General features: G+C 65.6%; 16 protein-coding genes, 1 tRNA gene and 1 pseudogene. 2 read left to right on the top strand and 16 right to left on the bottom strand.

Annotated elements, in window-relative coordinates; translation table 11 throughout:
- Positions 1-4 precede the first annotated feature (4 nt).
- From ACETMP_RS06270 to ACETMP_RS06245, 6 genes are all read right to left on the bottom strand, one after another.
- Positions 5-388: a RidA family protein gene (locus ACETMP_RS06270; protein WP_375160287.1), complete on the bottom strand. Its 384-nt coding sequence runs from the start codon at positions 386-388 to the stop codon at positions 5-7.
- A gap of 14 nt (positions 389-402) precedes the next feature.
- A complete protein-coding gene (locus tag ACETMP_RS06265; RefSeq protein ID WP_375160286.1) occupies positions 403-2733 on the bottom strand; it encodes an acetamidase/formamidase family protein in 2331 nt (776 codons plus the stop codon).
- Positions 2734-2996: 263 nt separating this feature from the next.
- Positions 2997-4238, bottom strand: coding sequence for an acetamidase/formamidase family protein (locus ACETMP_RS06260; RefSeq protein ID WP_375160285.1), 1242 nt, complete (start codon positions 4236-4238; stop codon positions 2997-2999).
- Between the two features lie 47 nt (positions 4239-4285).
- Positions 4286-5908 (bottom strand): amino acid ABC transporter permease/ATP-binding protein, encoded by a 1623-nt coding sequence (locus tag ACETMP_RS06255; protein WP_375160284.1) that lies wholly within the window; start codon positions 5906-5908, stop codon positions 4286-4288.
- Complete coding sequence (locus ACETMP_RS06250) at positions 5908-6828, bottom strand: ABC transporter substrate-binding protein (RefSeq protein WP_375160283.1); 921 nt, start codon at positions 6826-6828, stop codon at positions 5908-5910. The genes ACETMP_RS06255 and ACETMP_RS06250 overlap by 1 nt, the downstream gene beginning before the upstream one ends.
- A 333-nt stretch (positions 6829-7161) precedes the next feature.
- On the bottom strand, positions 7162-7422 hold the full coding sequence (locus ACETMP_RS06245) for a hypothetical protein (protein WP_257179666.1): 261 nt from the start codon (positions 7420-7422) through the stop codon (positions 7162-7164).
- A 259-nt stretch (positions 7423-7681) separates the two neighbouring features.
- On the opposite strand from ACETMP_RS06245, the gene ACETMP_RS06240 reads away from it, so the two are divergent.
- Entirely contained in the window at positions 7682-7879 is a 198-nt protein-coding gene (locus ACETMP_RS06240) for a hypothetical protein (RefSeq protein WP_375160282.1), read from the top strand.
- An 84-nt stretch (positions 7880-7963) separates the two neighbouring features.
- On the opposite strand, the gene ACETMP_RS06235 is transcribed toward ACETMP_RS06240, so the two are convergent.
- The 7 genes from ACETMP_RS06235 to ACETMP_RS06205 form a co-directional block, all read right to left on the bottom strand.
- Positions 7964-8110: a hypothetical protein gene (locus ACETMP_RS06235; protein ID WP_196236025.1), complete on the bottom strand. Its 147-nt coding sequence runs from the start codon at positions 8108-8110 to the stop codon at positions 7964-7966.
- Between the two features lie 199 nt (positions 8111-8309).
- Positions 8310-8383: transfer RNA gene (locus tag ACETMP_RS06230), tRNA-Cys, on the bottom strand.
- Between the two features lie 140 nt (positions 8384-8523).
- Complete coding sequence (locus tag ACETMP_RS06225; protein WP_375160281.1) at positions 8524-9255, bottom strand: tRNA-uridine aminocarboxypropyltransferase; 732 nt, start codon at positions 9253-9255, stop codon at positions 8524-8526.
- 37 nt (positions 9256-9292) lie between these two features.
- Complete coding sequence (locus ACETMP_RS06220) at positions 9293-12397, bottom strand: efflux RND transporter permease subunit (protein ID WP_375160280.1); 3105 nt, start codon at positions 12395-12397, stop codon at positions 9293-9295.
- Positions 12397-15546 (bottom strand): efflux RND transporter permease subunit, encoded by a 3150-nt coding sequence (locus ACETMP_RS06215; protein ID WP_375160279.1) that lies wholly within the window; start codon positions 15544-15546, stop codon positions 12397-12399. The genes ACETMP_RS06220 and ACETMP_RS06215 overlap by 1 nt, the downstream gene beginning before the upstream one ends.
- Positions 15547-15583: 37 nt before the next feature.
- Positions 15584-16978: an efflux RND transporter periplasmic adaptor subunit gene (locus ACETMP_RS06210; RefSeq protein WP_375160278.1), complete on the bottom strand. Its 1395-nt coding sequence runs from the start codon at positions 16976-16978 to the stop codon at positions 15584-15586.
- Positions 16968-18452, bottom strand: coding sequence for an efflux transporter outer membrane subunit (locus tag ACETMP_RS06205; protein WP_375160277.1), 1485 nt, complete (start codon positions 18450-18452; stop codon positions 16968-16970). Before ACETMP_RS06205 ends, ACETMP_RS06210 begins: the two co-directional genes overlap by 11 nt.
- A 645-nt stretch (positions 18453-19097) precedes the next feature.
- On the opposite strand from ACETMP_RS06205, the gene ACETMP_RS06200 reads away from it, so the two are divergent.
- A complete protein-coding gene (locus ACETMP_RS06200) occupies positions 19098-20132 on the top strand; it encodes a cysteine synthase A (protein WP_375160276.1) in 1035 nt (344 codons plus the stop codon).
- Between the two features lie 61 nt (positions 20133-20193).
- Here ACETMP_RS06200 and ACETMP_RS06195 read toward each other — a convergent pair whose 3' ends face one another.
- From ACETMP_RS06195 to ACETMP_RS06185, 3 genes and pseudogenes are all read right to left on the bottom strand, one after another.
- Positions 20194-22434 carry a tetratricopeptide repeat protein gene (locus tag ACETMP_RS06195; RefSeq protein WP_375160275.1) on the bottom strand — a complete coding sequence of 747 codons (2241 nt, stop codon included), beginning with the start codon at positions 22432-22434 and terminating at the stop codon, positions 20194-20196.
- 108 nt (positions 22435-22542) lie between these two features.
- Positions 22543-24817 (bottom strand): annotated as a pseudogene (locus ACETMP_RS06190) (tetratricopeptide repeat protein).
- A 99-nt stretch (positions 24818-24916) separates the two neighbouring features.
- Positions 24917-25654, bottom strand: a complete 738-nt coding sequence (locus ACETMP_RS06185; protein ID WP_028136531.1) for an amino acid ABC transporter ATP-binding protein — start codon at positions 25652-25654, stop codon at positions 24917-24919.
- Positions 25655-25663 lie beyond the last annotated feature (9 nt).

Raw genomic sequence — 25663 nt, 5'->3', positions numbered from 1 at the left:
ACCGTCACGGCCGACGGCACACCAGATCGATCTCGATCAACGCATCATAGGCGAGCCCGGTGACCCCGACACAGGTGCGCGCGGGGAGCCGGTCCGGCGGAAAGAACGTACGGTAGGTCTCGTTCATGGCCGTGTAGTCCTCCCTGAAGCGCGTGAGATAGACTCGCGTCATCATGACATGCTCGAGGCCGAGATCGAGACCGGCCAAAACGATCTTCAAATTCGCCATCACCGCGCGGGTCTGCGCGACGATGCCCTCGGGCAGCACGCCCGGCGTCTGCGGCGTGTCCGGCATCTGGCCTGTGACGAAGACGAAACCATCGGTTTCCACCGCGTGGCTGAAGGGCGCGACCGGCTTCGGCCCGTCGCTGATCATGTGGAATTTCAACTCGAGTGTCCTTGCTAGGTTAGGTCCTGGAACAGGCGCTTGCTGAGGATGGCGTGCACGCCCCAATTGCCGTCGACGACCTGGGTGACGCCGAAATCGACGGCGGCCGACATCAGCGCGATGGCCTCGTCCTCGCTGAGGCCTTTGACGTTCATCAGGAAGCGCCGCATCTTGCGGAACGCATCCTTCATGGCGAGATCGAGCGAAGACTTGGCGTAGACCTCGCTTTGTCCTTGGGCGCCGAACTCCGCGAGATAGTTCGGATGACTGAAGCCGGTCAGCACCCAATCGGTGGCGGTCTCGATCAGGGGATAAGAGAGATCGGCGAAAGGCCGGCCGGCAAGTTCGACCTTCTTGTGCAGGATCACCTCGAATGTGCCGGTCATCGAGCATTCGATCGCTGTGCCGCTGAGCTCGCCATCGCCCTGGGCGGCGTGGGGATCGCCGACCGACAGAAGCGCGCCGGGCACGGAAACCGGCAGATAGATGGTTGCCCCCTTCCCCAGCCGCCAATTGTCCAGGTTTCCGCCGAAATAGGACGGCGGCACGGAATCGACGAAATCGACCTCGCGCGGTGCCACCGCGATCACGCCGAAATGGGGACGCAGCGGAATCTTGATGCCGTCGAGCACGGCATGGCGACGCTTGATCGTGGCGGACGCGACGGGTACGCCGGGATAGTCGTAGGTCGTGTGAACGACGCCGAAAGGATCGGTCTGCGGCTCCCAGCGGTAGGAATAGAGGGCGCGGGCGTGCGGCACCTCGGCGTCGTCGAAAATCTCGTAGATGGTAACCGCTTCGCGCGGCTTGGGACCGCCGAGAAACTCGTTGTAATGATAGCCCCACCAAGCCGCGACTGAGGAGCCGAACACGCGGCCCGCATGATCGGGATTGCGGCTCGCCCGCGGCACGATGTCGAGGATGCGCACCTCCAGCACATCACCTGGCTGGGCGTCCTTCACAGCGACGGGGCCGGTGCAGATGTGCACGCCAAAGCCCTCGCCGGCACCGCGGCCGAACACGCTGGCATCCATGGGCCCTGCGCCGCGGCGGTCGACGTTCTTCCTGTCCCGTGTCCAGCCGAACACGCTTTCGGCGGCGGCATCGCCGGCGATCATCATATCAGGGGCGTCGGAGGCGTGCTGCGTCAGCGTCTCGATGGTGATGGTGTCGCCCGAGGCGATCTCGATCTGCGGCGGCAGCGAGCGGCTGAAATAACCCCAATGTACGCGGCTGGCCTCGACCGGGAGATGGTGATGACGGCGTTCGGCGGTCGTGCGCGCCTCGGCGCCGGCGCAGGCGACGCTGCTGCGCGTCTCCACGCTCTGATGGACGCGAAGCTGCGCCAGTGCCTCCTGCGGCCAGCCGCGTTGGCCGGCGACGCCGTGCTGTGCCGTCGCGCGCTCCGCCTCCTGCTGGCGAAACTCGCGCGGCGGCAGGCCGAAGCGATGCCGGAAGGCGCGGCTGAAATGCGCGGAGTCGCCAAAACCGTAGGCGTAAGCGATCTCCGAGATCGAGCGATGCGCCTCGGTGGGGTTGGATAGGTCGGTCCAGGCGCGCTGGAGACGGCGCTCACGAACATAGTGGGTGAAATTGTCCCCGACCGTCTCGAACAGCTTCTGCAGGTAACGTTCGGAAATTCCCTCGGCCTGCGCGACGCGCGCCGGCACCAGATCGGGATCGTCGAGGCGACGCTCGATGGTCTGGCAGATCCGGTGCAGCAGCGCGGCCTGCGTCGCGCTCGATCCAGCATCGGAGGCCGAGGACGCCAGCTGATGCACCAGCGTCAGCAGCAGATCGACGAAGGACTGCGCGACCGAATTCCATTCGGGATCGCTCAGGGTGTCGAGCGTCCGTGCAGTGGCATCGAGCAGACGGGAGAAGACATCGGCAAAGCCGCTCGGCGGAACGACGCGGGGCTCGCCGAGCCGCGGCTTGCCCGAAAGGCGACCGTGCAGCGCCTCCGATGTCACCGACAGCACGATGGCGCGCATGTCGCGCTGGAACACGATGCTCCAGTCGCCGCTGCGCGGCAGCAGCACGAGATGACCGACGGGAACGATACGGTGACTGCCGGCGCTCTTCAGCACCATGCCGTCCTCGACCGGCATCAGCGCGATGGGAAGGTCTTCGCTTGCTCGTGAGAGTGGAACGACGCTCTGCGCACACGCAGCCATGCGCGTCAGCGCGACACCGGCGGCGTGCCGGTGCGATGCGGTCGCGTGTCCGTCCAATACGCTGTGGCCACCCGCCGGCTGCAGGCCGACCGCGGCCAGCACGTCCCGCCAGGCTTCCGGACGGTCGTTTTGCGCGTAGGACTCGCTCGTGAACGGGCGGAAGCTCATCGGATCGACCCAGATTGCAGTCGATCGAAGCAACCTCCGTGCCAGACGCACGCGATCGTCCGTCGCCGCAATGGGCCGCAAATGAGGTTCATTGGTCAAGTGTGCACCCGGGAGTTGGACCGTTCTTCAAAGTGTTGGAGTATGGCCCCTTGGTCAGGCGCGCGCGAGCGCGAACCCGGAATCCATTGCGCAAAGGAGACGGTGGTGAAATGGATTCCGGGTTCGACGCGTTGCGTCGCCCCGGAATGACGAAGCAGAGAAATTCAGTCGCACCGGAAGATGTTCTTGCGGATCGTGCCGTGGACGCCCCAATTGGCGTCGACGACCTGGGTGACGCCGAAATCGGCCCCGACCGACATCAGCGAGATCGCCTCGTCCTCGCTGAGGCGATGCACGGTCATCAGGAAGCGGCGGAGCTTTCTGAACGCATCGCGCATCGCACGGTCGAGGCTGGAGTGATTGGCAATCTCGGTTTGTGCATCGGCGCCGAGCGTGGCGAGATAGTTCGGATAGGTGAAACCGTAGAACGACCAGGCGTGGTCGGTCTCCAGCATCGGGTGGTCGAGGCCTTCGAGGCTGGTGCCGGCAAGGTCGGCCTTCTTGTGCAGGATGAATTCGAAATCGCCGGTCAGCGAGGTCTCGATCGCGGTGCCGCCGAGCTCGCTGTCGCCCTGCGCGGCGTGAGGATCGCCGACCGAGAAATAGGCGCCGGGGACGGCGACCGGATAGAACATCCGCGCGCCCTTGCCGATGCGCCAGTCATCGATGTTGCCGCCGGTATAGCCGGGCGGAATCGAGCTGACGAAATCGGCTTCCGACGGCGCAAGGCCCATCGTGCCGAAATGCAGCCGCGCCGGCACCTTCACGCTGGACAGAATGTTCTCGCGCTTCCTGATGGTGGCGTGATCGACGCGGACGCCGGGATAGTCGATGGTCGAATGCACGATGCCGTCGGGATCGGTCTGCGGCGTCCAGACATAGTTGTAGAGCGCCTTCGCGTAGGGCTCGCCGGCCGTATCGAGTTCGAAGATGGTGATGACCTCGCGCGGCTTCGGCTCCTCGACCAGGTCGTGATAATGAAAGCCCCAGTTCGCAGCGACGTTGGAGCCGAAGCAGCGGCCGGCATGGCAGGCGCTGCAGCTCGGTCGCGGCCGGACATCGAGGATGCGCACCTCCAGAATGTCGCCGGGCTCGGCACCTTCGATCGCGACCGGACCGGTGAGCAGATGCACACCGATCCCCTCGCCTGCACCGCGGATGAACGGGCCTTCCGTCGGACCTGAGCCGCGGCGCGCGACGGCCTTGTGCTCGCGCGTCCACTGGAACACGCTTTCGGCGCCTGGATCACCCTGGATCATTCGCTCGTAATCGTCATTGGCGTGGTGGGTCAGCGTCTCGATCGTGGCGCGATCTCCGGAGCGCAGCGTCAGGGCCGGCGCCACTGTCTTGGAAAAATAGCCCCAGTGGACGGTCTTCGGCGAAACCGGCAACGTGACATGCTTCATGAGGTGGCCTCTTCAGGGAACGCGGTCTTGGAACGTCGTGAGGATGGTCATCGCACCGTCTCCGGGGTCTTGTCGGCTTCCATCACGCTGAGGAATCGTGCCGTCAGCGGATTGCGAGGATTGGAGAGCACATCGTGCGCAGGCCCCTCCTCGATGATCGCGCCGCCGCTCAGGAAGGCGACGCGATCAGCGACCTCGTCAGCGAAGCGGATCTGGTGGGTCGAGATGATCATGGTGAGGCCGTCGTCGATGGCGAGGCGCCGGATCACCTCGAGCACCTCGTTGACCAGCTCCGGATCGAGTGCCGAGGTCGGCTCGTCCAGCAGCAGCACGCTCGGGTTCGGCGCCAGCGCACGGGCGATGGCAACGCGTTGCTGCTGGCCGCCGGAGAGATGCCGCGGCAGCGCATGGGCGCGATGCGAAAGCCCGACACGATCGAGCAGCTCGGCGGCGCGGCGATCGGCATCGATGCGGGTCATGCCGTGAACCCAGCGCAAGGGGCCGGCGATGTTCTCCTTGGCCGAAAGATGCGCGAACAGATTGAACTGCTGGAACACCATGCCGACGCCGACACTGGCGCGCTCATTGGCGATCGCCCGCGGCGACAACGGCCTGCCGTTCTCACCGAAGCCGAGGCGCCGGCCGCCGACGCGCACGGTGCCGGCATCCCAGTTTTCGAGGTGGTTGATGCAGCGAAGCAGCGTGCTCTTGCCGGAGCCGCTCGGGCCGAGCAGCGCGACCACTTCGCCGATGCGCACCGTGAGGTCGAGGCCCCCGAGCACCGTCTGTGGCCCGTAGCTCTTGGTCAGGTCCTTCACTTCGACCGCGATATTATTACGCGCGATCGTCGCGGCGCGGCGGGCCCGCTCCTCGCGGGTCAGGGCCAGCGGCGGCGTGACCGCGAGCTCTGCTGGCGCGGGCTCGGGATCGGCGACGGTCGCATCGGCCAGTTCGAGCTTGGCAGCCAGATCGACGCGGCGCCAGGGCAGATAATCGGCGAGCCTGCGCTCGCGGCGGGTGGTGCGGTCGAGGTCCAGCAGCCATTCGACGAAGAGCTGGATCGCGCTGATGCTGGCGGTCAGCACGAGATAGAGCAGGCCCGAGGCGAAGAAGATCGAGAAGAAATCGAAGGTCGAGGACGCCAGTTGCGTCGAGCGCAAGGTCAGCTCCTGCACCGCGATCACCGAGGCGAGCGAGGAATTCTTCAGCGCGCTCACCGCTTCGTTGCCGAAGGCCGGGATCATGGTGCGGATCGCCTGCGGCGCGATGATCCTGCGCATCAGCACCGATGGCGTCATGCCCAGCGCCTGTCCGGCCGTCAGTTGTCCGCGGTCGACACCGAGCACGCCTGCGCGCAGCATCTCCGCGATGAACGGCGCTTCGTTGCAGGCCAGTGCGAGCCCGGCTGCCAGCACCGCCGGCAGCTTGATGCCGATATGCGGCAGCGCGTCGTAGGCGAACACCATCTGCAGGATCAGCGGGGTGCCGCGGAAGATCACGGTGTAGGCCCTGGCGATCGCCGCCAGGAGCCAGAAGCGGGAGAGCTGCATGCCGGCGAGGATCAATCCGAGGATCAATCCACCGCCGAGCCCGAGGGCAGTCACCTCGAGGGTGACCTCGATGCCCGCGAGCAGATATGGCATGCTCAGGTAGTGAAGGAACAGCGACATCAGTCGGCCGTGAGAATTTCCGGCTCCATGAAGTTGTTCACATCGAGCCCGTACTTCTTCAGAAGCTCCATGTGGGTTCCGGCCTTCTGCACCTCGATCAACGCGGCGAGCACGGCGTCGCGGAATTTCGGCTTGTTCTTGGGCACGGCGATGCCGACGGAATACGGGATCGTCACCGCGATCGCCTTCTCCAGCTTGTCCGGGTAGGCCTTGACGGCGCTGTCGACGGTGTTGACGTCGTTGATGTAGGTGTCGGCGCGGCCGGCGAGGATCGCCTGGATGCAGTTGGCGTTGTTGTCGTAGAGCTGGATGGTCGGCTCGGGCTTGCCGGCCTTCTTGCATTCCGGGATCAGCGCCTGGATCAAGGGCACCTCGACATAGCCGGTGTTTTCGGCCGCGGCGGCGCCGCACAGCGACAAGTTGATGCCGTTGATGCCCTTCGGATTGCCCTTGGCGACCAGCACGCCGTCGAACACCTTCGAGTAGGTGATGAAGTCGGCGGCCTTGGCGCGCTCCTTGGTGGCGTAGATGTCGGAGATCACGATGTCGGCTTGTCCCGCGGCGAGCGTGGTCAGGAGCGCCGCGAACGTCACCGCCTTGTAGGTCAGCTTGAAACCGAGGCATTCGCCGATGGCTTCGCCGAGATCGATGTCGAAGCCGATATACTTGCTGGGATCCTTGGGATCGAGGGTCTCATAGCCCGGCGTATGCGGATTGATGGCGTTGACCAGCGTCTTGCCCTTCCAGTCCGGATATTTTTCCTGGAGCGCGGCGCAGGCGGCGGGCGCGGCGGCCTGAGCGCTCAGCGGTGCTGAAACGAGGAGTCCAAAAGCGACGGCGGCGCCGAGCATGAGCTTGCGCGGTGGCAATGATGCGCGCGCCAATCCCCGCCGCGCCTGCGGCAAAACCCGTCTCTCCATCTCCAGCTCCTTCGCGTTGTCATGGCGCCTGCCATGTTCCAGGTCGACGGCGAAGCTAGGTGGGATCCCGCTCGAAAAGCTTGTCCGCGGGCGTACAAAAAATTGGATCGAGGGGGCCCGCGGTTTGGGCATGGCGCTGCACAAAAACTGGTCGCATGCCAGGGCGCCCGATTCGAGCTTCCAAATGTGCAGGAGACGATAGGTCTTGCTCCGTGCAGCGGCGCTGCCGCAATTCAGCGGTCAACAATCTATCCGCAGCATATCCACAGGGCGGCTACGGGAAATTGGGGTGTGCGCGCAAGCTACTTGCTGCGCAACAACCCACAGGCGGGCTCACCCACCGGCCTGGTCGAACACGCTGCGGCAAGCCTCGCTCAAGCTGGAGCGGTTACGGCGCAGGCAGGCCGTGATGGCGCGGACATTGGGAATTTCGCCAGCGCAGAGCCGGTAGACATCGGGGGTGCAGGCCCGGCGCTGCTCCGCCGTCCCTTGCGCGTGGGCAGCGGAGGCGAACAGCGTCAGGAACAGCCCGACCGTGGACGCGCCGCGCGCCCGGCTCTTCACACCCGCAAACCGCAAGAACCTCGCCTTCATGACCAGTCTCCTGTCGCCCCGCCGCCTCCCGGCCTTCCTGGCCGGTATCCTGCGAAGGGGTAGGAGAAATAAATCGCGCCGGATGTGATTTCTTTCACACTGTGCGCGCTGGGGTGGAACGTAGATTCCCGCCGGGACTTTTAGAAATCGCTAACCAATCAAACCTCGATCGCCGGATCGTTAAAATGCGAACGATCGGCTCAATCAGGTGACAAACCGGCTTTGCGACATTGCGCCATCCGCGTTCTGCGAGGGTGCGATGAGAAGCGAAGCCGAATTCAACTTGCTGCTGGATGCTGTCCGGGACGCCATGGTCATTGAAGATTTCGCTCTCGCGCCGGAGGAGGAATTCGTGCCGCGCTCGTGGGGCTTCGACGCGACACCCAAAGCCGCCAATGACAATGAGGGCGCCTGGCCGCTCCTGCCGTTCCCCGAGGACTGGTACGCGGCCTGCTGAGAGCCGCGTTCAGCGTGAACCGGACCGCCCGCCTCGCGGATGTTTTGCCATGGTGTTGGCGCCGGAAATCCGAGCCGGCAACGATCAGGTCTTGACGCGATCCTCGCCATCCTGCGGCGCCCGGTCAGGCGTGGCCGACGGAAAGATGCTGTCATAGATCGCGCGGGCCTCGCGGATGAGGCGGGCCCGCTCCAGCTCGGATTTCGGGACAAATCGGACGATGTCGCCCATTCGCGGCTCCAGTGCTCGGGTGACGAGATGCATCCCTTCGCAGATGCGAACTCTATGCCAGCGGCCTGAATCGGGGGGTTCCAGCAGGCACCGGGCAAACCCGGTGATCACGCTGGCGCGTTCCTCGGCGGAGCGCCGCGCGCAGCACTGACGCAACCGACGCAAACCCAAATTATGGTGACAGATCAAAGGATTGTTATGGAGGCCACGTCGGGACTCGAACCCGAGTAAACGGTTTTGCAGACCGGCGCGTAACCACTCCGCCACGTGGCCCCGTAAGGGCGGACCAATATAGGGGATCAATGGCTTAGGCAACTGCCTTCATCCGGCTTTGACCGGAGGCGACCCCGGCCAGCGCCCTGCTCAGCCAGTCCACCCTCGTCCTGCCGGCACCAAGATGATCTGGGCCGAAGTCAGCCGCGTTTACGTCGCCGAAAGTCGCGCCGCCCCTTCGGCGCCGGCTTGGGTGCCAATTCCGGCATCTCGGCCTGGACCTCTCGGTAGCGGGTCAACAATCGTTCGAAGCTCGCATGCAGCGTGTCGGCGATATCAGGACGCCGCTCGAGGCCCGCAAGGATCGTTGCCGCGGCCTCGATGGTCGAGAGCCCGTCCTTGCGCGGCTCCTTGCGCAAACGTCCATAGCGCGAGGGATGCGCCGGGTTGAGGATCACGCGCTGGCACTTGAGCATCCAGGGATTGCGCCACCACAGCGCCTTGGCCTGGCTCCAGGTGCCGTCGAGCAACACGATTCCCTCGAGCTTGCCGAGGATCGCGCGCTGGTTCTCCGCGATAGCTCCCTTGCGGTCGAGCGCGACGATCTCGCCTTCCGCCTCGAGATCGGCGGCGCGCGCCGAGCCGAGATAGAGCACGGCCCAGCGCGCGGCGTTCTCGACGGGCCGACCCAGCGCCTTGGACAGGCTCGGCCAGGACAGGCCGACCCGCAACGTCGCGTCGGCGAAATGCCGCGCAAGCAGACGCGCGGTGCCCAGCGCCCTGTCCTGCTCCTGCGGGTGTTGCAGGATCAGGAGCGCCAGCCGATTTTCAATCGGCCTGACGCTGTCGCAGATGCACAGCGGCATCGGCTTCTGGCAATGCGGGCATTCGGGGATCGGATCGGCGATGGCCGTATCTGGTGGGTTCGACATGGGCGCCGCTATACGCTCCATGCGGGGCTTCAACAACCTATTCCGCGGGCGCAGGCAGCGGGCGCGGTGCGGACCGTCGCCGCAGGCGGTCGATCAGCAGGTAGATCACGGGCGTGGTATAGAGCGTCAGGATCTGCGAGACGAACAGGCCGCCGATAATGGTGATGCCGAGCGGACGGCGCAGCTCCGTGCCGGGGCCGGTTGCCACCACGAGCGGGATGCCGGCAAACAGCGCCGCCATGGTCGTCATCACGATCGGGCGGAAGCGCGCCTGGCAGGCCTCGAAGATCGCCTCCGCTGACGACAGGCCGCGCTGGCGTTCGGCGTCGAGCGCGAAATCCACCATCATGATGCCGTTCTTCTTGACGATGCCGATCAGGAGGATGATGCCGACGAAGGCGATCACCGTGAGCGGCGTGTTGGTGAGCTGCAAGGCGAGCAGCGCGCCGAGCCCGGCCGAGGGCAGCGTCGAGATGATCGTGAGCGGATGGGCGAGGCTCTCGTAGAGCACCCCGAGCACGATGTACATCGCCACCAGCGCGCCGAGGATCAGAAGCGGCTGGCGGCCGCTGGTCTTGGCGAAGTCGCCGGCATTGCCGTCAAAGCTGCCGCGGATGCCTTCGGGCATGTGCAGCTCTTCCACCGCGCGCTGGATGCTCTGTGTCGCCGTCTGGAGCTGCACGTCCGGTAGCAGGTTGAACGACACCGTGGTCGAGGGGAATGACTGCGAGTGATAGACCGCGAGCGCGGCGAGGCTGCGCGTGGCGTGCACCACGGCCGACAGCGGCACCTGCGCGTCGCCCGCGCCGGCGACGTAGATGCGATCGAGGTTGGAGGGATCGACCTGGAATTTCGGATCGATCTCCAGCACGGTCATGTACTGGTTGCGCTGGGTGTAGATGATCGAGATCTGCCTCTGCGAGAAGGCGTTGTTCAGCGCGTTGTCGATGTCCTGAACCCGGACGCCGAGCGCCGAGGCCTTCTGGCGATCGATCGCGAGCGTGAGCTGAAGGCCGCCGGGGTCTCTGTCGCTGGAGATGTCGGTGATGCCCTCGACGCTCTCCATGCGCTTGGCCACGATCGGCGCCCACTTCTGCAGCAGACCGAGGTCGGTGCTGGTCAGCGTGTACTGGTAGTCGGAATCGCTCCGCCGCCCGCCGGCACGGACATCCTGGGCGGCGAACATGAAGAGGCGGATGCCGGGCACCGGGTACAGCGCGCGTCTCAGGCGGTCGATCACGGCCTCCGTCGAGACGTGGCCGCGCTCCTCCGGCGGCTTCAGGCTGATGTACATGATGCCACGGTTCGAGGTCGCTCCCCCGGGCCCGCCTCCGGCGCCGACCGTCGAGCCGACGCCGGCCACGGCCGGATCCTTCATCACGATGTCGGCCAGCCGCTGCTGGAGACCGAGCATCGACTGAAACGAGATGTCGGCGGAGGCGCGCGTCGCCCCGATAACGAAGCCGGAATCGTCGGTCGGGAAATAGCCCTTGGGGACCTTGATGTAGAGCGTCACGGTGAGACCGATGGTGGCGAAGAACACCAGCAGCGTCGCCAGCGGGTAGTCCAGCACGGTGCGCAGGGTCCGGGCGTAGAAGGCGACGATGCGCGACAGCGAGCCCTCGATGACGCGGTCGAACAAGGTCGCGGTGCCGGACGGGGTCCGCCGGATGTAATGGGCGCAGATCATCGGTGTCACCGTGAGCGAGACCAGCGTCGAGACCAGGATGGCGAAGGTCAGCGTCAGCGAGAACTCGCGCAAGAGGCGCCCGACGATGCCGTCCATGAAGATCAGCGGCGTGAACGCTGCGATCAGCGACAGGCTGATCGAGACCACGGTGAAACCGATCTGCCTCGCGCCCTCCTGCGCCGCCCGGAACAGGGTCATGCCGTGCTCGAGATTGCGATACATGTTCTCGATCATGACGATGGCATCGTCGACCACGAAGCCGACGGAGATCGCGAGTGCCATCAGCGACAGATTGTCGATCGAGAAGCCCGCGATCCACATGCCGGCGCAGGTGCCGGCCAGCGCCAGCGGCACCGAGATGCCGGCGGCGATCGTCGGCGTCAGCCGCCGCAGGAACACGAATACCACGACCATCACCAGGATCGCGGTGGCCAGCAATGTCCATTGCATGTCGAGCACGCTGGCGCGGATGGTGCCGGTGCGATCGACCAGGGTCGAAATCTCGACACCGGCCGGAATCCATTGCTTCAACTGCGGGACCAGCGCCTTCACCCGGTCGACGGTATCGATGACGTTGGCATCGCCCTGCTTGGTGATCTGGATCAGCACCGCCGGCTGCTTGTTGAACCAGGCGATCGAGCGGGCATTGCGGACGGAATCCTCGATGTCGGCGACGTCGGAGAGCCGCACGAAGTTGCCGTTGGCGCTCTTGATGACGATGTCGCGGAATTCCTTGGCGGTTCGCATCTGCCGGTTGAGCGCCAGCGTCTCGCTCTGGCGTTCGCCGTTGAAGATGCCGACGGGACCGAGTGGGTTGGCGTTGACGATCGCAGTCCGCACGTCGTCGGTGGCGATACCGGCGTTGGACAGCGCGACGGGGTTGAGCTGGACGCGCACGGCTGGCTGATCGGCGCCGGACACGCTGACATCACCGACGCCCGGGACCTGCGAGATGCGCTGCGCCAGGACGGTGTCGGCGACATCGTAAATTGCGCTGGGGGACAGCGTCTTTGAGGTCAGCGCCAGCACGAAGACGGGCGCGCCGGCCGTGTTGGCCTTGCGGAAGCGCGGCAGCGTCGGCAGGTCGCTCGGCAGATCCACCATCGCGGCGTTGATCGCCGCCTGCACGTCGCGGGCGGCCTTGTCGATGCTGCGGCCGATGTCGAACTGGAGCTGGATGGTGGTCGTGCCGAGCGTCGAGGTCGAGGTGATCTGATTGATGCCGGCGATCTCACCCAGCCGCCGCTCCAATGGAGAAGCAACCGTCGCCGCCATCACGGACGGGTCGGCTCCCGGCCGGCTGGCCGAGACGAAGATGGCGGGGAAGTCGACGTTCGGAACCGAGGCGACGGGAAGGAAATGGTAGGCGACCACACCCAGCAGGAACAGCCCGATCGACAGCAGCGTGGTCCCGACCGGGCGGCGGATGAAGGGCTCCGAGATCGATGCCATCACTGCATCCCCTCGGTCGCCCCCGCGACCGGCGGGCCGCCGGATTCGGCCGGCGGCAGCGCCTGCTCGAGGCGGCGGTTGATGCGGTCGAGCGCGAGGTAGATCACCGGCGTCGTGTAAAGCGTCAGCAGCTGGCTCAGCAGCAGGCCGCCGATGATGGAGATGCCGAGCGGGAAGCGCAGCTCGGCGCCGGTGCCGCTCTCGATCGCCAGCGGCAACGCACCGAACAGCGCCGCCAGCGTCGTCATCATGATCGGGCGGAAACGCAACAGGCAGGCCTGCACGATCGCCTCGTTCGGCGACATGCCCTGCACGCGCTCGGCATCGAGCGCGAAGTCGATCATCATGATCGCGTTCTTCTTGACGATGCCCATCAGGAGAATGATGCCGATCAGGCCGATCACCGACAGGTCCTGCCCGCACAGCACCAACGCCAGGATCGCGCCGACGCCGGCCGAGGGCAGCGTCGACAGGATCGTGATCGGGTGGATGTAGCTCTCGTAGAGCACTCCCAGCACGATGTAGATCGTGATCACGGCGGCGAGCAGCAGCCAGGGCTGGCCGGCGAGCGCCTTGGCGAACTCGGCGGCATCGCCGGCATAGACGCCGACGATGCTGTTGGGCATGCCGATCCTCGTCTCGATCGTCTTCACGGCCTCGACCGCATCGCCGAGTGCGGCGCCGGGCGCGAGGTTGAAGCTGAGCGACACCGACGGGAACTGGGCCTGGTGCGAGATCGCGAGCGGCGCGGTGGTGCGCTTCAGCGTCGCCACCGCCGACAGCGGCACCTGCGCGCTCGGCGCACCGGCGGTGGCGCTCGCGGCGCCCGGCAGATAGAGCTTCGACAGGATCGAGGGATCGCGCTGGTACATCGGCAGCGCCTCCAGCACCACGCGGTACTGGTTGGCCTGGCCGTAGATGGTCGAGATCTGCCGCTGCGCGAACGCATCGTTCAGCGTATCCGTGATGGCCTGAAGGCTGACGCCGAGCTGGCCGGCGCGGGTGCGATCGACGTCGAGCTGCGCCCGCAGGCCGCCCTCCTGCGCCTCGGAAGAAACGTCGCGGAACAAGGGATCGCGCCGCATCTCCGTCACCAGCTTGCGCGCCCATTCCGACACCAGCGCCGCATCGGTGCCGGTCAGCGTGTACTGGTACTGCGAGCGGCTCGACTGGGTCGAGATCTGCACGTCCTGCACCGGCTGGAAGTACACGGTCATGCCGGGGATACCTGAAACCCGCTGCTTCAGCCGGGTGATGACGGTCGCGACATCGTCACGCCGCTCGCCGCGCGGCCGCAAGCTCATGACGAGCCGGCCGACATTGGTGGTCGGGTTGACCGAGCCCGCCCCGATCACCGAGACCACGCCGACCACGTCGGGATCCGCCCTGATGGCGTCGGAAGCCTCGGCCTGCCGCTTCTGCATCTCCGCGAACGACACATCGTGGCCCGCCTCCGTCACGGCCGTGATCGCGGCGGTGTCCTGCAGCGGCAGGAAGCCCTTCGGCGCAACGACATAGAGCACCAGGGTCGCGATCAGCGTGGCGAAGGTCACGACCAGCGTGGCGCGCTGACGTTCCAGAACCCAAAGCAGCGTCCAATGATAGAATTCGACGGTGCGGTCGATGAAGCGGCTGATCGCAGCCAATCCCGGCACCGCCAGCTCCTCATGGGTGTGCTTGAGCAGGCGCGAGCACATCATCGGCGTCAGCGTCAGCGAGACCACGGCCGAGGTCACCACCGCGATCGTCAAGGTCAGCGCGAATTCGCGGAACATGCGTCCGACGAGGCCCGACATGAACAAGAGCGGAATGAACACCGCGATCAGCGACACCGTCAGCGAGATCACGGTGAAGCCGATCTCGCTGGCTCCCTTCAGCGAGGCCTCCATCGCGCCGTCGCCGTTCTCCATGTGGCGGACGATGTTCTCGATCATGACGATGGCGTCGTCGACGACGAAACCGGTGCCGATCGTGAGCGCCATCAGCGACAGATTGTCGAGGCTGAACCCGGCGAAATACATGATGCCGAAGCTCGTGATCAGCGACAGCGGCAGCGCGACGCCTGCGATCAACGTTGCGCGCAGCGAACGCAGGAACAGCAGCACGACCAGGGTCACCAGCACGACGGCAAGGACCAGCGTGAACTGCACGTCGCGCACCGAGGCGCGGATGGTGACGGTGCGATCGGAAACGATGGTGAGGTTCACGCCGGCCGGAATCGCGCGCTGCACCTTGGGGATTTCGGCGCGGATCTGGCTGACGACGTCGATCACGTTGGCGCCAGGCTGGCGCTGGATGTCGATGATGACGGCGGGTGTACCCTGGTACCAGCCGCCGGTGCGATCGTTCTCGAGGCCGTCGACGATCTGCGCGACGTCGGCGATGGTGACCGGCGAGCCGTTGCGATAGGCGATGATGACGGGCTTGTAGGCGTCAGCCGCGGCGATCTGGTCGTTGGCCGCGATGATATAGGATTGCTGCGCGCCGTCGAGCGAGCCTTTCGGCCCCGAGACATTGGCACTGGCGATCGCGGTGCGCAGATCTTCCATGGCGATGCCGTAAGCGGCGAGCCGCGCCAGATCGGCCTGGATGCGCACGGCCGGTTTCAGCCCGCCGAGCACCGAGACTCGTCCGACGCCGGAAATCTGGCTCAGCCGCTGAGCCAGAATAGTGTCGGCGATGTCGCTCATCGCTCGCAGCGAGATCGTGTCCGAGCGCAGCGCCAGCGTCATGACAGGCGCGTCCGCCGGGTTCACCTTGGCGTAGGTCGGCGGATAAGGCAGGGTCTTCGGCAGCACGCCCGCCGCGGCGTTGATCGCCGCCTGCACGTCCTGGGTCGCGCCATCGATGTCGCGGTTGAGATCGAACTGCAGCGAGATCTGGCTGACGCCGAACGAGCTCGTCGAGTTCATCGCCGACAGCGACGGGATCTGGCCGAGCTGCCGCTCCAGCGGCGCCGTGATCAGAGAGGCGATCACGTCCGGGCTCGCGCCCGGCAGCTGCGTCGTCACCTGCACGGTCGGGAAATCGACCTGCGGCAGCGCCGAGACCGGCAGCGCGAAATAGCCCAGCAGCCCGCCGATCATGAGCGCGATGCCGAGAAGCGAGGTCGCGATCGGCCGGCGGATGAAGGGTTCGGAGACACCCATGGGATCTGCCTGCCGCGTCAGGCGGCTGTTGTCGGGATCATGGCTGCTTGGCTCCACTTCCTGCTGCCCCCGGCCCCGGGGCCGGCCCGGTCTGTCCCTTCTGGTCGCCTTCGCTGCTCTTGCGCTTGGCCCGGAACTCGCCGTCCTTGCCTTGCACGTCCTTCTGACCGTCCTTGGCGCCATCCTTCTTCTGGGCGTCCGGCCCGCGCGAGCGCTTGCGCGGGGCGAGATCGGCCGACGGGGTCTGGTCGTCGCGGCCGACGATCACCTTGGAGCCGTCGGACAGGTTGGCAAAGCCGGTGGTCACGACCCGGTCGTTCGGCGACAGGCCGCTGGCGATAACGGCATCGTGCTCGTTCTGCTGCGTCACCGTCACGGGCTTGGCCGAGGCCACATTGTCCTCGCCGATGACATAGCTGAACGTTCCGATCGGGCCGCGCTGCACGGCCGATGTCGGCACCACCAGTGCCTGCGTCAAGGTCTCGACCTTGAGGCGGACATTGACGAACTGGCCGGGCCAGAGCTGGTAATTGGCGTTGGGAAATTCCGCCTTGAGCTTGAGCGTGCCGGTGGTCTGGTCGACCTGATTGTCGATGCCGGTCAGCTTGCCGGTGTCGATCACGGTGATGCCGTCATTGCCGAACACGTCGACCGTGAGCGCGCCTTTCGCCGCGGCCGCATTGACGCGCATGATCTGTTGCTGCGGCAGGCTGAACCACACTGCGATCGGCTGCAATTGCGCGATCACCACGAGACCCGTGGTGTCGGAGGCGTGGATGATGTTGCCCTGGTCGACCTGACGCAGGCCGGCACGGCCGGAGATCGGGGCCACGATCTTGGTGTAGCTGAGCGTTGCCGCCGCATTGTCGATCGCGGCCTGGTCGGCCTTGACCAGCGCCTCGGTCTGCGCGACCAGCGCGCGCTGGGTGTCGGCCTGCTGCTTGGAGCCGGCATTGGAGGCGGCGAGCTGCTCGTATCGGGTCAGGTCGATGCGCTGGTTGGCGAGCTGGGCCTCATCCTGCGCCTTCTTGGCGACGGCCTGGTCGTACTGCGCCTGGTAGATCGCCGGATCGATCTCGCCGAGCACGTCGCCCTTCTTGACGTCCTGGCCTTCGGTGAAATTCACCGCGATCAGCTTGCCGTCGACCTGCGAGCGCACGGTCACGGTGTTGAGCGCGCGGATCGCGCCGACGCCGTCGAGATAGACCGGAACGTCCTGGATGCGCGGGGTCGCCGCCAGCACGGGCACCGGCAGATCGGGGCGCTGGTTGTTGCGGTTGGTGGCTTGCTGCTGATGCGTGGCGATCCAGCCGAGATAACCGAGCCCTCCGAGGATCGCCAGCGTGATCAGGGTCACGACGAAGCTGCGGCCGCGCGATTTCCTCGCCGTCCCCTCCTCTACGCCTGGCTTGCCGTCCGGCTTAAAGAGCATTGACCGGTTTCTCCATCCTCGGCTCCCAGCCGCCGCCGAGCGCCTGGTACAGGCTGACGATGGCGAGGAGCCGCGCGAGTTGGGCCTGCCACAGCGCGTCTTCCGCCTGGAACAGGGTCAGTTGGGTGTTGAGCACGGTCACGATGTCGGCGGTACCGGCGCGCAATTGCTGCTCCGACAGATCGAAGGCACGGCGCGAGGCGGCAACGACATCGCGCTGCAATTGCAGCCGGATCGTGGTCTGCTTGATCGAGAACAGCGCGTTGTCCACGTCGGCAAAGGCCTGCACGATGGTCTTGCGGTAGGTCTGGAGCAGCTCGTCCTGCCGCGCCTTGGCGAGTTCGAAATTGCCGAGAATCCTGCCGCCGTCGAAGATCGGCTGCGTGGCGCTGCCGACGAGCTGGAAGAACGCCGCATGCGGCTGGAACAGCGAGACCAAAGCCGCGCTCTGATAGCCGCCATTGCCGGTGAGCTGGATGGTCGGAAAGAACTGGGCACGGGCATTGCCGATGTTGGCCGTCGCGGAGGCAAGCTGCGCCTCCTGGCGGCGGATGTCAGGCCGCTGTGTCAGAAGCTCCGACGGCAGGCCGGGCGTCACGCGCGGGATCGCGATCCGGTCCAGCGAGCCGCCATGCACGCGCACGCTCTCGGGCGGGCGCGAGACCAACACGGCGAGCGCGTTGACGTTCTGGTCCAGCGTCTGGCGCAGCGGCGGCACCAGGGCCTTCTGGTTGGCGAGCACGCTCTCCTGCTGAGCGACATCGAGATCCGTGCCGGTGCCGGCCCTGCGCCGCTCTCTGACCGCATCAAGGATGCGCTGCGCGCTCGCGATGTTGCGCTGGGAGGTCCGGATGCGGTCTTGCGAGGCCAGCACCTGGAAATAGGCGTTGGCGACGGCAGCGAGCGTCGTCAGCGCGACGGTGTCGCGATCGAAGCGGTTGGCGTTGGCGGTTTCCTCCGCGGTCTGCAGCGCAGCGCGGTTCTGGCCCCAGAAGTCGAGCTGATAGCTGGCGCTGAGCGAAGCCGAATAGTTGACGACTTCGCGGCCGCCGATGGACAGGCCCGAGGAGCTTGCGCCCGAAGTGCGCGAATAGGTTTCCGATCCGCCGGTCGATAGGCTCGGCAGCAGCGCCGCGCCCGCCTGCCGCGCCTGGGCATCGGCCTGGACGATGCGGGAAACGGCGGCGGCGATGTCGAGATTGACGGTCTGCGCCTCTTCCATCAGCTGCGTCAGCTCCGCAGAGCGGAAGCCGCGCCACCAATCCAATGACGGCGGCGCATCGCCCTTGCCGGCATATTTGTACTGCGTGGGAACGTCGAGGGCGGGATCAGGAAGGTCCTGGGTCAGCACGCACGCGCCCGAGGTGGCGGCGAGGCACACCACCGCAAGCCAGCGCGCCGCGCGCAGCGTCCGGACCGCGGAACCTTCGGATCGCCGCACGACGATCCCCGGAACACCCTGTGTCACATCCACCCCCGCCGGGCAGATCAAGCCGCCGCGCAACCGGATTAACCGATTCGCGGCGGGACGATCGCGGGGCCTTGGACAACTCGTTCACAGCGGTGATGCTTTCTGCGGAACCTCTAGGCGATACTAGCCGGGCGCTGAACTTGGGGACAGGGCCGCAGTCGCGGGACGGTCCTGCGGACGCGCCTGAAACAGAATCGATGAAAATGCAAAAGGTGCCTGTCCAGCAGCGACTTCTCTTATTCTGAAAACACCGGCAGGCGCGATCAAGCTTACCAAGATTTCATGTGATATTGCTGCCACACCTGCGTTGGCCGCCTTCCATCCAGCCGCGGCTCGCATCAATCCGCTCTCTGGCCGGCATCTCACAAAGCCGTCAACGGCGCTCAATGCCGGACCGTCCGGTCGTTGGAAAGAAGCGTTCGCGGATCGGCGCCGGACGACGGTCATCTTCCATCCTCCGGCGATGTTCGGACATTTCCTCCTCCTGATATCCCGCCTCGCGGCCGCGCCCATCGCCGCGCGGGAATATCACTGTCGGGACAGGCGTTTCCGCCGGTTTCGCCGCAGCGCAAAAGCCTTCCCCTTTGGCCCCCCAAGCACTACGTTCTGGCCAACGAGATCAACCCTCTTGGTGGCGATTTTCCTGACATGAGCATTCGAAACGACGTTGTCGAAGCCATCGGCAACACCCCGCTGATCAAGCTGAAGCGCGCCTCGGAACTGACCGGCTGCACCATTCTCGGCAAGGCCGAATTCATGAATCCCGGCCAGTCGGTCAAGGACCGCGCCGGCAAATGGATGATCCTGGAGGCCGAGAAGCGCGGCGAGCTCAAGCCCGGTGGTCTCGTGGTGGAAGCGACCGCCGGCAATACCGGCATCGGGCTTGCCGTCGTCGCCAGCGCGCGCGGCTATCGCACCCTGATCGTGATCCCGGAAACGCAGAGCCAGGAGAAGAAGGATTTCCTGAAGCTGTGCGGCGCCGAGCTGATCGAAGTGCCGGCCCTGCCCTATGCCAACCCCAACAATTATCAACACGTCGGCCGGCGGCTCGCGGATGAGTTGCGCAAGACCGAGCCGAACGGCGTGCTGTTCGCAGACCAGTGGAACAACCTCGACAACGCCAAGGCGCATCATGAATCCACCGGCCCCGAGATCTGGGAGCAGACCGGCGGCAAGGTCGACGGCTTCGTCTGCTCGGTCGGCAGCGGCGGCACGCTGGCCGGCGTCAGCCGTTATCTGAAGGAGAAGAGCAAGACCATCCGCATCGCCTGCGCCGATCCGTACGGCGCCGGCATGTACGAATATTTCAGGACCGGCGAGGCCAAGGCGACGCCGGGCGGCTCGATCACCGAAGGCATCGGCCTCAACCGGGCGACCGCGATCGTCGAGACCGCGAAGGTGGATGATGCCTATCTCGTTCCCGACGCTGAAGCCGTCACCGCGATCTACGAATTGCTTCAGCACGAAGGCCTGTGCCTCGGCGGCTCGACCGGCATCAACGTCGTCGGGGCGATGCGGCTCGCCAAGCAGCTCGGGCCCGGCAAGACGATCGTGACCGTGCTGTGCGATTCCGGCAGCCGCTATCAATCAAAACTGTTCAACGCGGATTTCATGCGCGCCAAGAACCTGCCCGTGCCCGAGTGGCTGGAGAAGCGCAGCAACATCAAGCCGCCGTTCGTGTGATCGTCGCGCGCCCCCTTGGGTCGGGGCGCACGGTCACAAACGCGACGCAGTTCGACCGGGGCTACGCGAGCTCGCCGCGTTCCGAGGCCGCGGCGCAATGATCGCGCCAGAACTGGCGGTATCCCTCCTCCACCTTGCGCGCGTAGATCTCGACATTGCCGGCGGCCGAGGCTGCGATCCGGGCGGGCAAGTCCGCACGCAGCTTCGCCAGATGGGCCGGCTGCGCGGCATATTTGCAAGCGATCGCGGCGTAACCCTCGTCGTCCTCGGCGACCCAGTCACTGAGGCCGACGGCCGTGACGATGGCGCCGCCGGCGCGCGAAGAGGCGCCGTGGCCAAGCTTGGCAACAACCGGCACGCCCGCATAGAGGGATTCCCAGGTGCTGACGCCGCCGTTCTGCGGAAATGGATCGAGCGAAATATCGACCTCCGCGAAGGCTCGCAGATGCGCCGCGCGCTCGGACGAGCCGAGACAGGTGATGTTCTCTTCCGCGATCCCCTGCGCCACGAAGCGTGCAATCAGACCGTCGCGGACCAACGGGTCGTCGAGCAGCGTGTGCTTGATGATGATCCTCGATCCCGACACCTCCCGCATCACCCTCGACCACACGCGAATGGCCTCATCCGAGATCTTGGAGATGCGATTGAAGACGCCGAAGGTCACATGGCCGTTGCGGAGCATCGGGAGCTCCGACGCCGGCACATCCAGGATCGGATCGGTCGTGATCAGGCACGGCAGATCGTAGACCTTTTCGGCCAGCAGGTGGCGGGCCGATGCCGGAATGAAGATCGGATCCGCAAGCACGTAGTCCATGGTCTGCAGGCCGGTACCGGTGGCGTGCCCAAAACCCGTGACCTGGACCGGAGCCGGCTTGCGGGCGAAGACTGGGAGCCTGTTGCCGGTGGTGTGCCCGGACACGTCGATCAGGATATCGACCTTGTCGGCTTCGATGCGATCGGCCAGCTCGTCATCTGACAGCTGCCAGGCGTCGACCCAGACGTCCGCCAGCGATTTGAATCTGGCGGTCATCTCGTCTCGCAGCGGCGAGCACGAATAGCAGACGATCTCGAATTTGGCGTGATCGTGATGGCGCAGCACCGGCAACAGACCGAACGCTGCCGAATGGTACCAGAACTCGGCCGCGACGTAACCGACCACGATCCGCCTGTCCGGATCGAGCTGCCGGGGCGCGAGCTTGCGCCGTGGCAATCTGGCGTCGATCGCATCCCCCCAGGCCTTGCGCGCCGCCTGCTGGACCGCGAAATCGGCATTGGAGAGAAAGTCCAGAAAGTAGATCTTCCGCGCGAGCAGGTCCGGCTGGTCCGGCGCGATGGCGAGCGCGGCGTCGAGGTGCTCGATCGCAGCTGCGATCTCGCCCTGGTTTGCAAAACACGAACTCAGCAGCGCCAGCGCGATCGCCGAGCGCGGATTTTCCTCGAGCAAGGCCGTGCAGGCCAGGATCGCCTGCGCGGTATTGCCCATGCTCAGCGAGACTTCCGCCTTGCCCCGCAAGGCCACTTCGAGCTTCGGCGCGAGCGCGAGTGCGGCATCGAAATCTGCGGCCGCCTGCTCCGGCCGCGACAGCGCCAAATTGAGCCGTCCGCGGTGTGCGAGGAGCTTCGCCGAGCCGGGCCTGATCGCGAGCGCCGCCGCCAGCGCGGCTTCCGCCTCGTCGTAATGCTTGAGCTCGATGTTAACCACACCCTTGCCGACGAGGGCTTCCGCATGACGCGGCTGGAACAACAGCGCGCGCGCGAAACTCTGCCCGGCGCGGTCGAACCGTCCCAGCGCCAGCTCGGCCAGACCGCGATTGCAGAGCGCATCGGCGTAGTCGGGCTTCAGGGCGATGGCGCGGTCGTACAGCTCGATCGCTTGTTCCGGCAGGTTCAACTGGAGCAAGGTGTTGCCGAGGCCGGCCAGCGCCGGCGGGAAATTCGGCTTCAGCGCGATCGCCTTCTCCAGACAGGCGCGGGCGGCCTCAAATTTCTGAAGGGCGAAGTACACAGAGCCGAGATTGTTATGCGCCTCGTGGGAACGCGGCTCGATCGCGACCGCGCGTTCGAGCAGTTGTTGGGCCTCGTCGAGACGCCCGAGCTGTTGCACGCTCAGGCCGAGGAAATGCGTGGCGTCGAAATGATCCGGAACGGCCTGCACGATCTGGCGGCAGAGCGCCTCGCTCTCGGCATATCTGCCCTGGCCATAGGCGCTCGCCGCAGCGGAGATGATGGCGTCGGCCTGCTTCTTCAACTTCTTCTGCAATCGCGCATTCTGGAATGCGCGCGCGCCGGCGCTGCTCTGCAAGGTGTCTCTCCGGAAAAGGGCCCATGGCGAGTCTAGCTGATTCGCACGGCCGCCCGGCGGGACCTAAAACCCTCGGAATATCCCCGGTGCGCAGGGTCTGCGTGGCTCTCAGGAACCGCCGGGCGTACCCGCCTCCTCTGGCGCTGCGTCGCCGCGTTCGGAGGCCGCGGCACAATAGTCGTGCCAGAACTTGCGGTAGCCCGCTTCGAGCTCGCGGGTGTAGATCTCGACATTGCCGGCAGGCGAGGCTGCGATCTTAGCCGGCAAGCCCGCGCGCAATTTCGCCAGATGCTCGGGCTGCGCGGCAAACTTGCAGGCGATCTCGACATAGCCATCGTCGTCCTCGGCGACCCAGTCGCCGAGCCCGACCGCCGCCACAATGGAGGCGCCGGCACGCGAGGAGGCGCCGATACCGAGCTTGGCGACGACGGGAACGCCCTTGTAGAGGGATTCCCAGGTGCTGATGCCGCCATTTTGCGGAAACGTGTCGAGCGAGATGTCGACCTTGTCGAAGGCCATCAGGTGGTCGTCGCGCGAGGTGGTGCCGAGGCACGTGATGCTCTCCTCCGCAATGCCCTGCGCGACGAAGCGAGCGATCAGGCTATCGCGCAGCAGGGCATCGTCAAGCAGACCATGCTTGAGGATGATCTTCGATCCCGGCACCTCCCGCATGATGCGCGCCCACACGCGGATCGCATCGTCCGAGATCTTGTAGATCCGGTTGAACACGCCGAAAGTGACGTAGCCGTTGCGGAGCATCGGCAGCTCGGAGGGCTGCAGATTTGTGACGGGCTCCATCGTGATCAGGCACGGCAGATCGTGGATCTTCTCGGGAAACAGGTGCCGGACCGAGGGCGGAATGAAGATGGGATCGGCGAGCACATAATCCATGGTCGGCATGCCCGTGCCCGTCGCGTGTCCGAACCCGGTCGCCTGGATCGGAGCCGGCTTCCGCGCGAAGCATTGCAGCCGGTTTCCGGTGGTGTGCCCCGACACGTCGATCAGGATGTCGACATTGTCGGCCTGAATGCGATCGGCGAGTTCGTCGTCGGAAAGCCCCCCAGGCATCGACCCAGACGTCCGCCAATGATTTGAACTTGGCGGTGTATTCGTCCGCCCCCGGCCAGGAATAGTAGCAGATGATCTCAAACCTGGTGTGATCATGATGGCGCAGCACCGGCAGCAAGGTGAGCCCCGCCGAATGCTGGCGGAATTCGGCAGCGACATAGCCGACCACGATCCGCTTGTCCGGATCGAGCGGTCGCTTCGGCAGCGTCCGTTGCGGTATCTTGGAGCCGATCGCATCCCACCAGGATTTTCGCACCGCCTGCTGCGCCACGAAATCGGCCTCGGCGCGGTAGTCCTGCAGGAAGATCTTTCCCCTGATCGCGTCCCCGTAGTCCGGGCGGAGCGCCAGCGCGCGATCGAGATATTCGATCGCGGTGTCCATGTCGCCCTGGTTCGAATAAGCGAAGCCCATCAGCGCCATTCCCATCTCGGAACGCGGGTTTCGCTCGATCAAGGTCGTCGCAGCCGCCATCGCCTGCGCGGTCTTTCCCATGACGAGGCACGCCTGTGCCTTGCCCCGGAGCGCCAGCTCGAGCTTGGGCGAGATCGCAAGCGCCGCCTCGAAATCCGCAAGCGCAGGCTCCAGGCGCTGCAGTTCGTAGCTGAGCCGTCCGCGCTGGGCCAGGATCCTCGGCGCGCCCGGCTTGATCGCCAGCGCCGCGGCAAACTTGGCGGCCGCCTCGTCGTGGTGCCGGAGCTCCATGCTCACCATGCCGCTGCCGACGATGGCTTCGGCGTGACGCGGCTGAAACAGCAGGGCGCGATCGAAACTCTCCTTGGCGCGCATGACCCGCCCAAGCACGATCTCGACCATGCCACGGTTGCAGAGCGCATCGGCGTAGTCCGGCTTCAGCTTGATGGCACGCTCATGCAGCTCGAGCGCCTGCTCGTACTGCCCCATGTGCATCAGCGTGTTGCCGAGATTGGTGAGCGCGACCGCGAAATTCGGCTTCAGCGCGATCGCCCTCTCCTGGCACTTCCGCGCCTCCTCGTAATTGCCGAGGTCGAAATGCACGGTCGCGAGGTTGTTGTGGGCATCGTGCAGGCGCGGATCGAGCGCAATCACGCGCTCCAGCAGCTCTTTCGCCTCCTCGAGGCGCCGGCCGTCGTGGGCGCACATGCCGAGCAGATGCATGGCGTCGACATGATCCGGAAGGGCTTTCAGGATCTCGCGGCACAGCGCCTCGGTCTCGGCGTACCGGCCTTGGCCATAGGCGCTCGCCGCAGCGGCAATGACGGCGTCGGCCTGCTTCGTCAATTTCTTCTGCAATCGCGCGTTCTGGAATGCGCGCGCGCCGCCGCCGCTGTTCTGCAAGGTGTCTCTCCGGAGGATGCCCGAAGCCGAGTCTAACTGATTCGCGAGCCATGGCCGTCCGGTCAACGGACCGGCAATGCCCCCGGGATTTCACGGGGCTCAGCGCAGGATCTGGCTCAGGAACAGCTTTGTGCGGGCGTGCTGAGGCGCCGCGAAGAACTCGTTCGGGGTGTTGGCCTCGATGATCTGGCCGGCGTCCATGAACACGACGCGGTTGGCGACCTCGCGGGCAAAACCCATCTCGTGGGTGACGACCATCATGGTCATGCCCTCCCCGGCGAGGTCCACCATGGTGTCCAGCACCTCCTTGACCATCTCCGGGTCGAGCGCCGAGGTCGGCTCGTCGAACAGCATCACCTTCGGATTCATCGTCAGGGCGCGGGCGATGGCGACACGCTGCTGCTGGCCGCCGGACATCTGTCCCGGAAACTTGTTGGCCTGATGCGGGATCTTGACCCGCTCCAGGAACTTCATCGCGGTCGCCTCCGCGTCCTTCTTCGGGATGTTGCGGACCCAGATCGGCGCCAGCGTGCAATTGTCGAGCACCGTGAGGTGCGGGAACAGATTGAAGCTCTGAAACACCATGCCGACTTCGCGGCGCACGGCATCGACATGCTTGAGGTTGGGCCCGAGCTCGATGCCGTCGACGACGATCTCGCCCTCCTGGAATTCCTCGAGCGCGTTGATGCAGCGGATCAACGTCGACTTGCCGGAGCCCGAGGGCCCGCAGATCACGATGCGCTCGCCCTTGCGGACATCGAGGTCAATGTCGCGCAGCACGTGAAAGTCGCCGTACCATTTGTTGAGGCCGGAAATCTTGACGATGGGGTCGGACATGGGGACCTC

Source organism: Bradyrhizobium dasycarpum, from assembly GCF_042019905.1.
Taxonomy (GTDB): Bacteria; Pseudomonadota; Alphaproteobacteria; order Rhizobiales; family Xanthobacteraceae; genus Bradyrhizobium; species Bradyrhizobium japonicum_B.
The sequence above is the reverse complement of the archived record's forward strand: the minus strand, read 5'-3'. Positions and strand labels throughout refer to the sequence as shown.

Coding starts and splice junctions, on each gene's coding strand:
- ACETMP_RS06265 (WP_375160286.1), bottom strand. CDS start 2,733: ATGAGCTTCCGCCCGTTCACGAGCGAGTCCTACGCGCAAAACGACCGT.
- ACETMP_RS06260 (WP_375160285.1), bottom strand. CDS start 4,238: ATGAAGCATGTCACGTTGCCGGTTTCGCCGAAGACCGTCCACTGGGGC.
- ACETMP_RS06255 (WP_375160284.1), bottom strand. CDS start 5,908: ATGTCGCTGTTCCTTCACTACCTGAGCATGCCATATCTGCTCGCGGGC.
- ACETMP_RS06250 (WP_375160283.1), bottom strand. CDS start 6,828: ATGGAGAGACGGGTTTTGCCGCAGGCGCGGCGGGGATTGGCGCGCGCA.
- ACETMP_RS06245 (WP_257179666.1), bottom strand. CDS start 7,422: ATGAAGGCGAGGTTCTTGCGGTTTGCGGGTGTGAAGAGCCGGGCGCGC.
- ACETMP_RS06240 (WP_375160282.1), top strand. CDS start 7,682: ATGAGAAGCGAAGCCGAATTCAACTTGCTGCTGGATGCTGTCCGGGAC.
- ACETMP_RS06235 (WP_196236025.1), bottom strand. CDS start 8,110: ATGGGCGACATCGTCCGATTTGTCCCGAAATCCGAGCTGGAGCGGGCC.
- ACETMP_RS06225 (WP_375160281.1), bottom strand. CDS start 9,255: ATGTCGAACCCACCAGATACGGCCATCGCCGATCCGATCCCCGAATGC.
- ACETMP_RS06220 (WP_375160280.1), bottom strand. CDS start 12,397: ATGGCATCGATCTCGGAGCCCTTCATCCGCCGCCCGGTCGGGACCACG.
- ACETMP_RS06215 (WP_375160279.1), bottom strand. CDS start 15,546: ATGGGTGTCTCCGAACCCTTCATCCGCCGGCCGATCGCGACCTCGCTT.
- ACETMP_RS06210 (WP_375160278.1), bottom strand. CDS start 16,978: ATGCTCTTTAAGCCGGACGGCAAGCCAGGCGTAGAGGAGGGGACGGCG.
- ACETMP_RS06200 (WP_375160276.1), top strand. CDS start 19,098: ATGAGCATTCGAAACGACGTTGTCGAAGCCATCGGCAACACCCCGCTG.
- ACETMP_RS06185 (WP_028136531.1), bottom strand. CDS start 25,654: ATGTCCGACCCCATCGTCAAGATTTCCGGCCTCAACAAATGGTACGGC.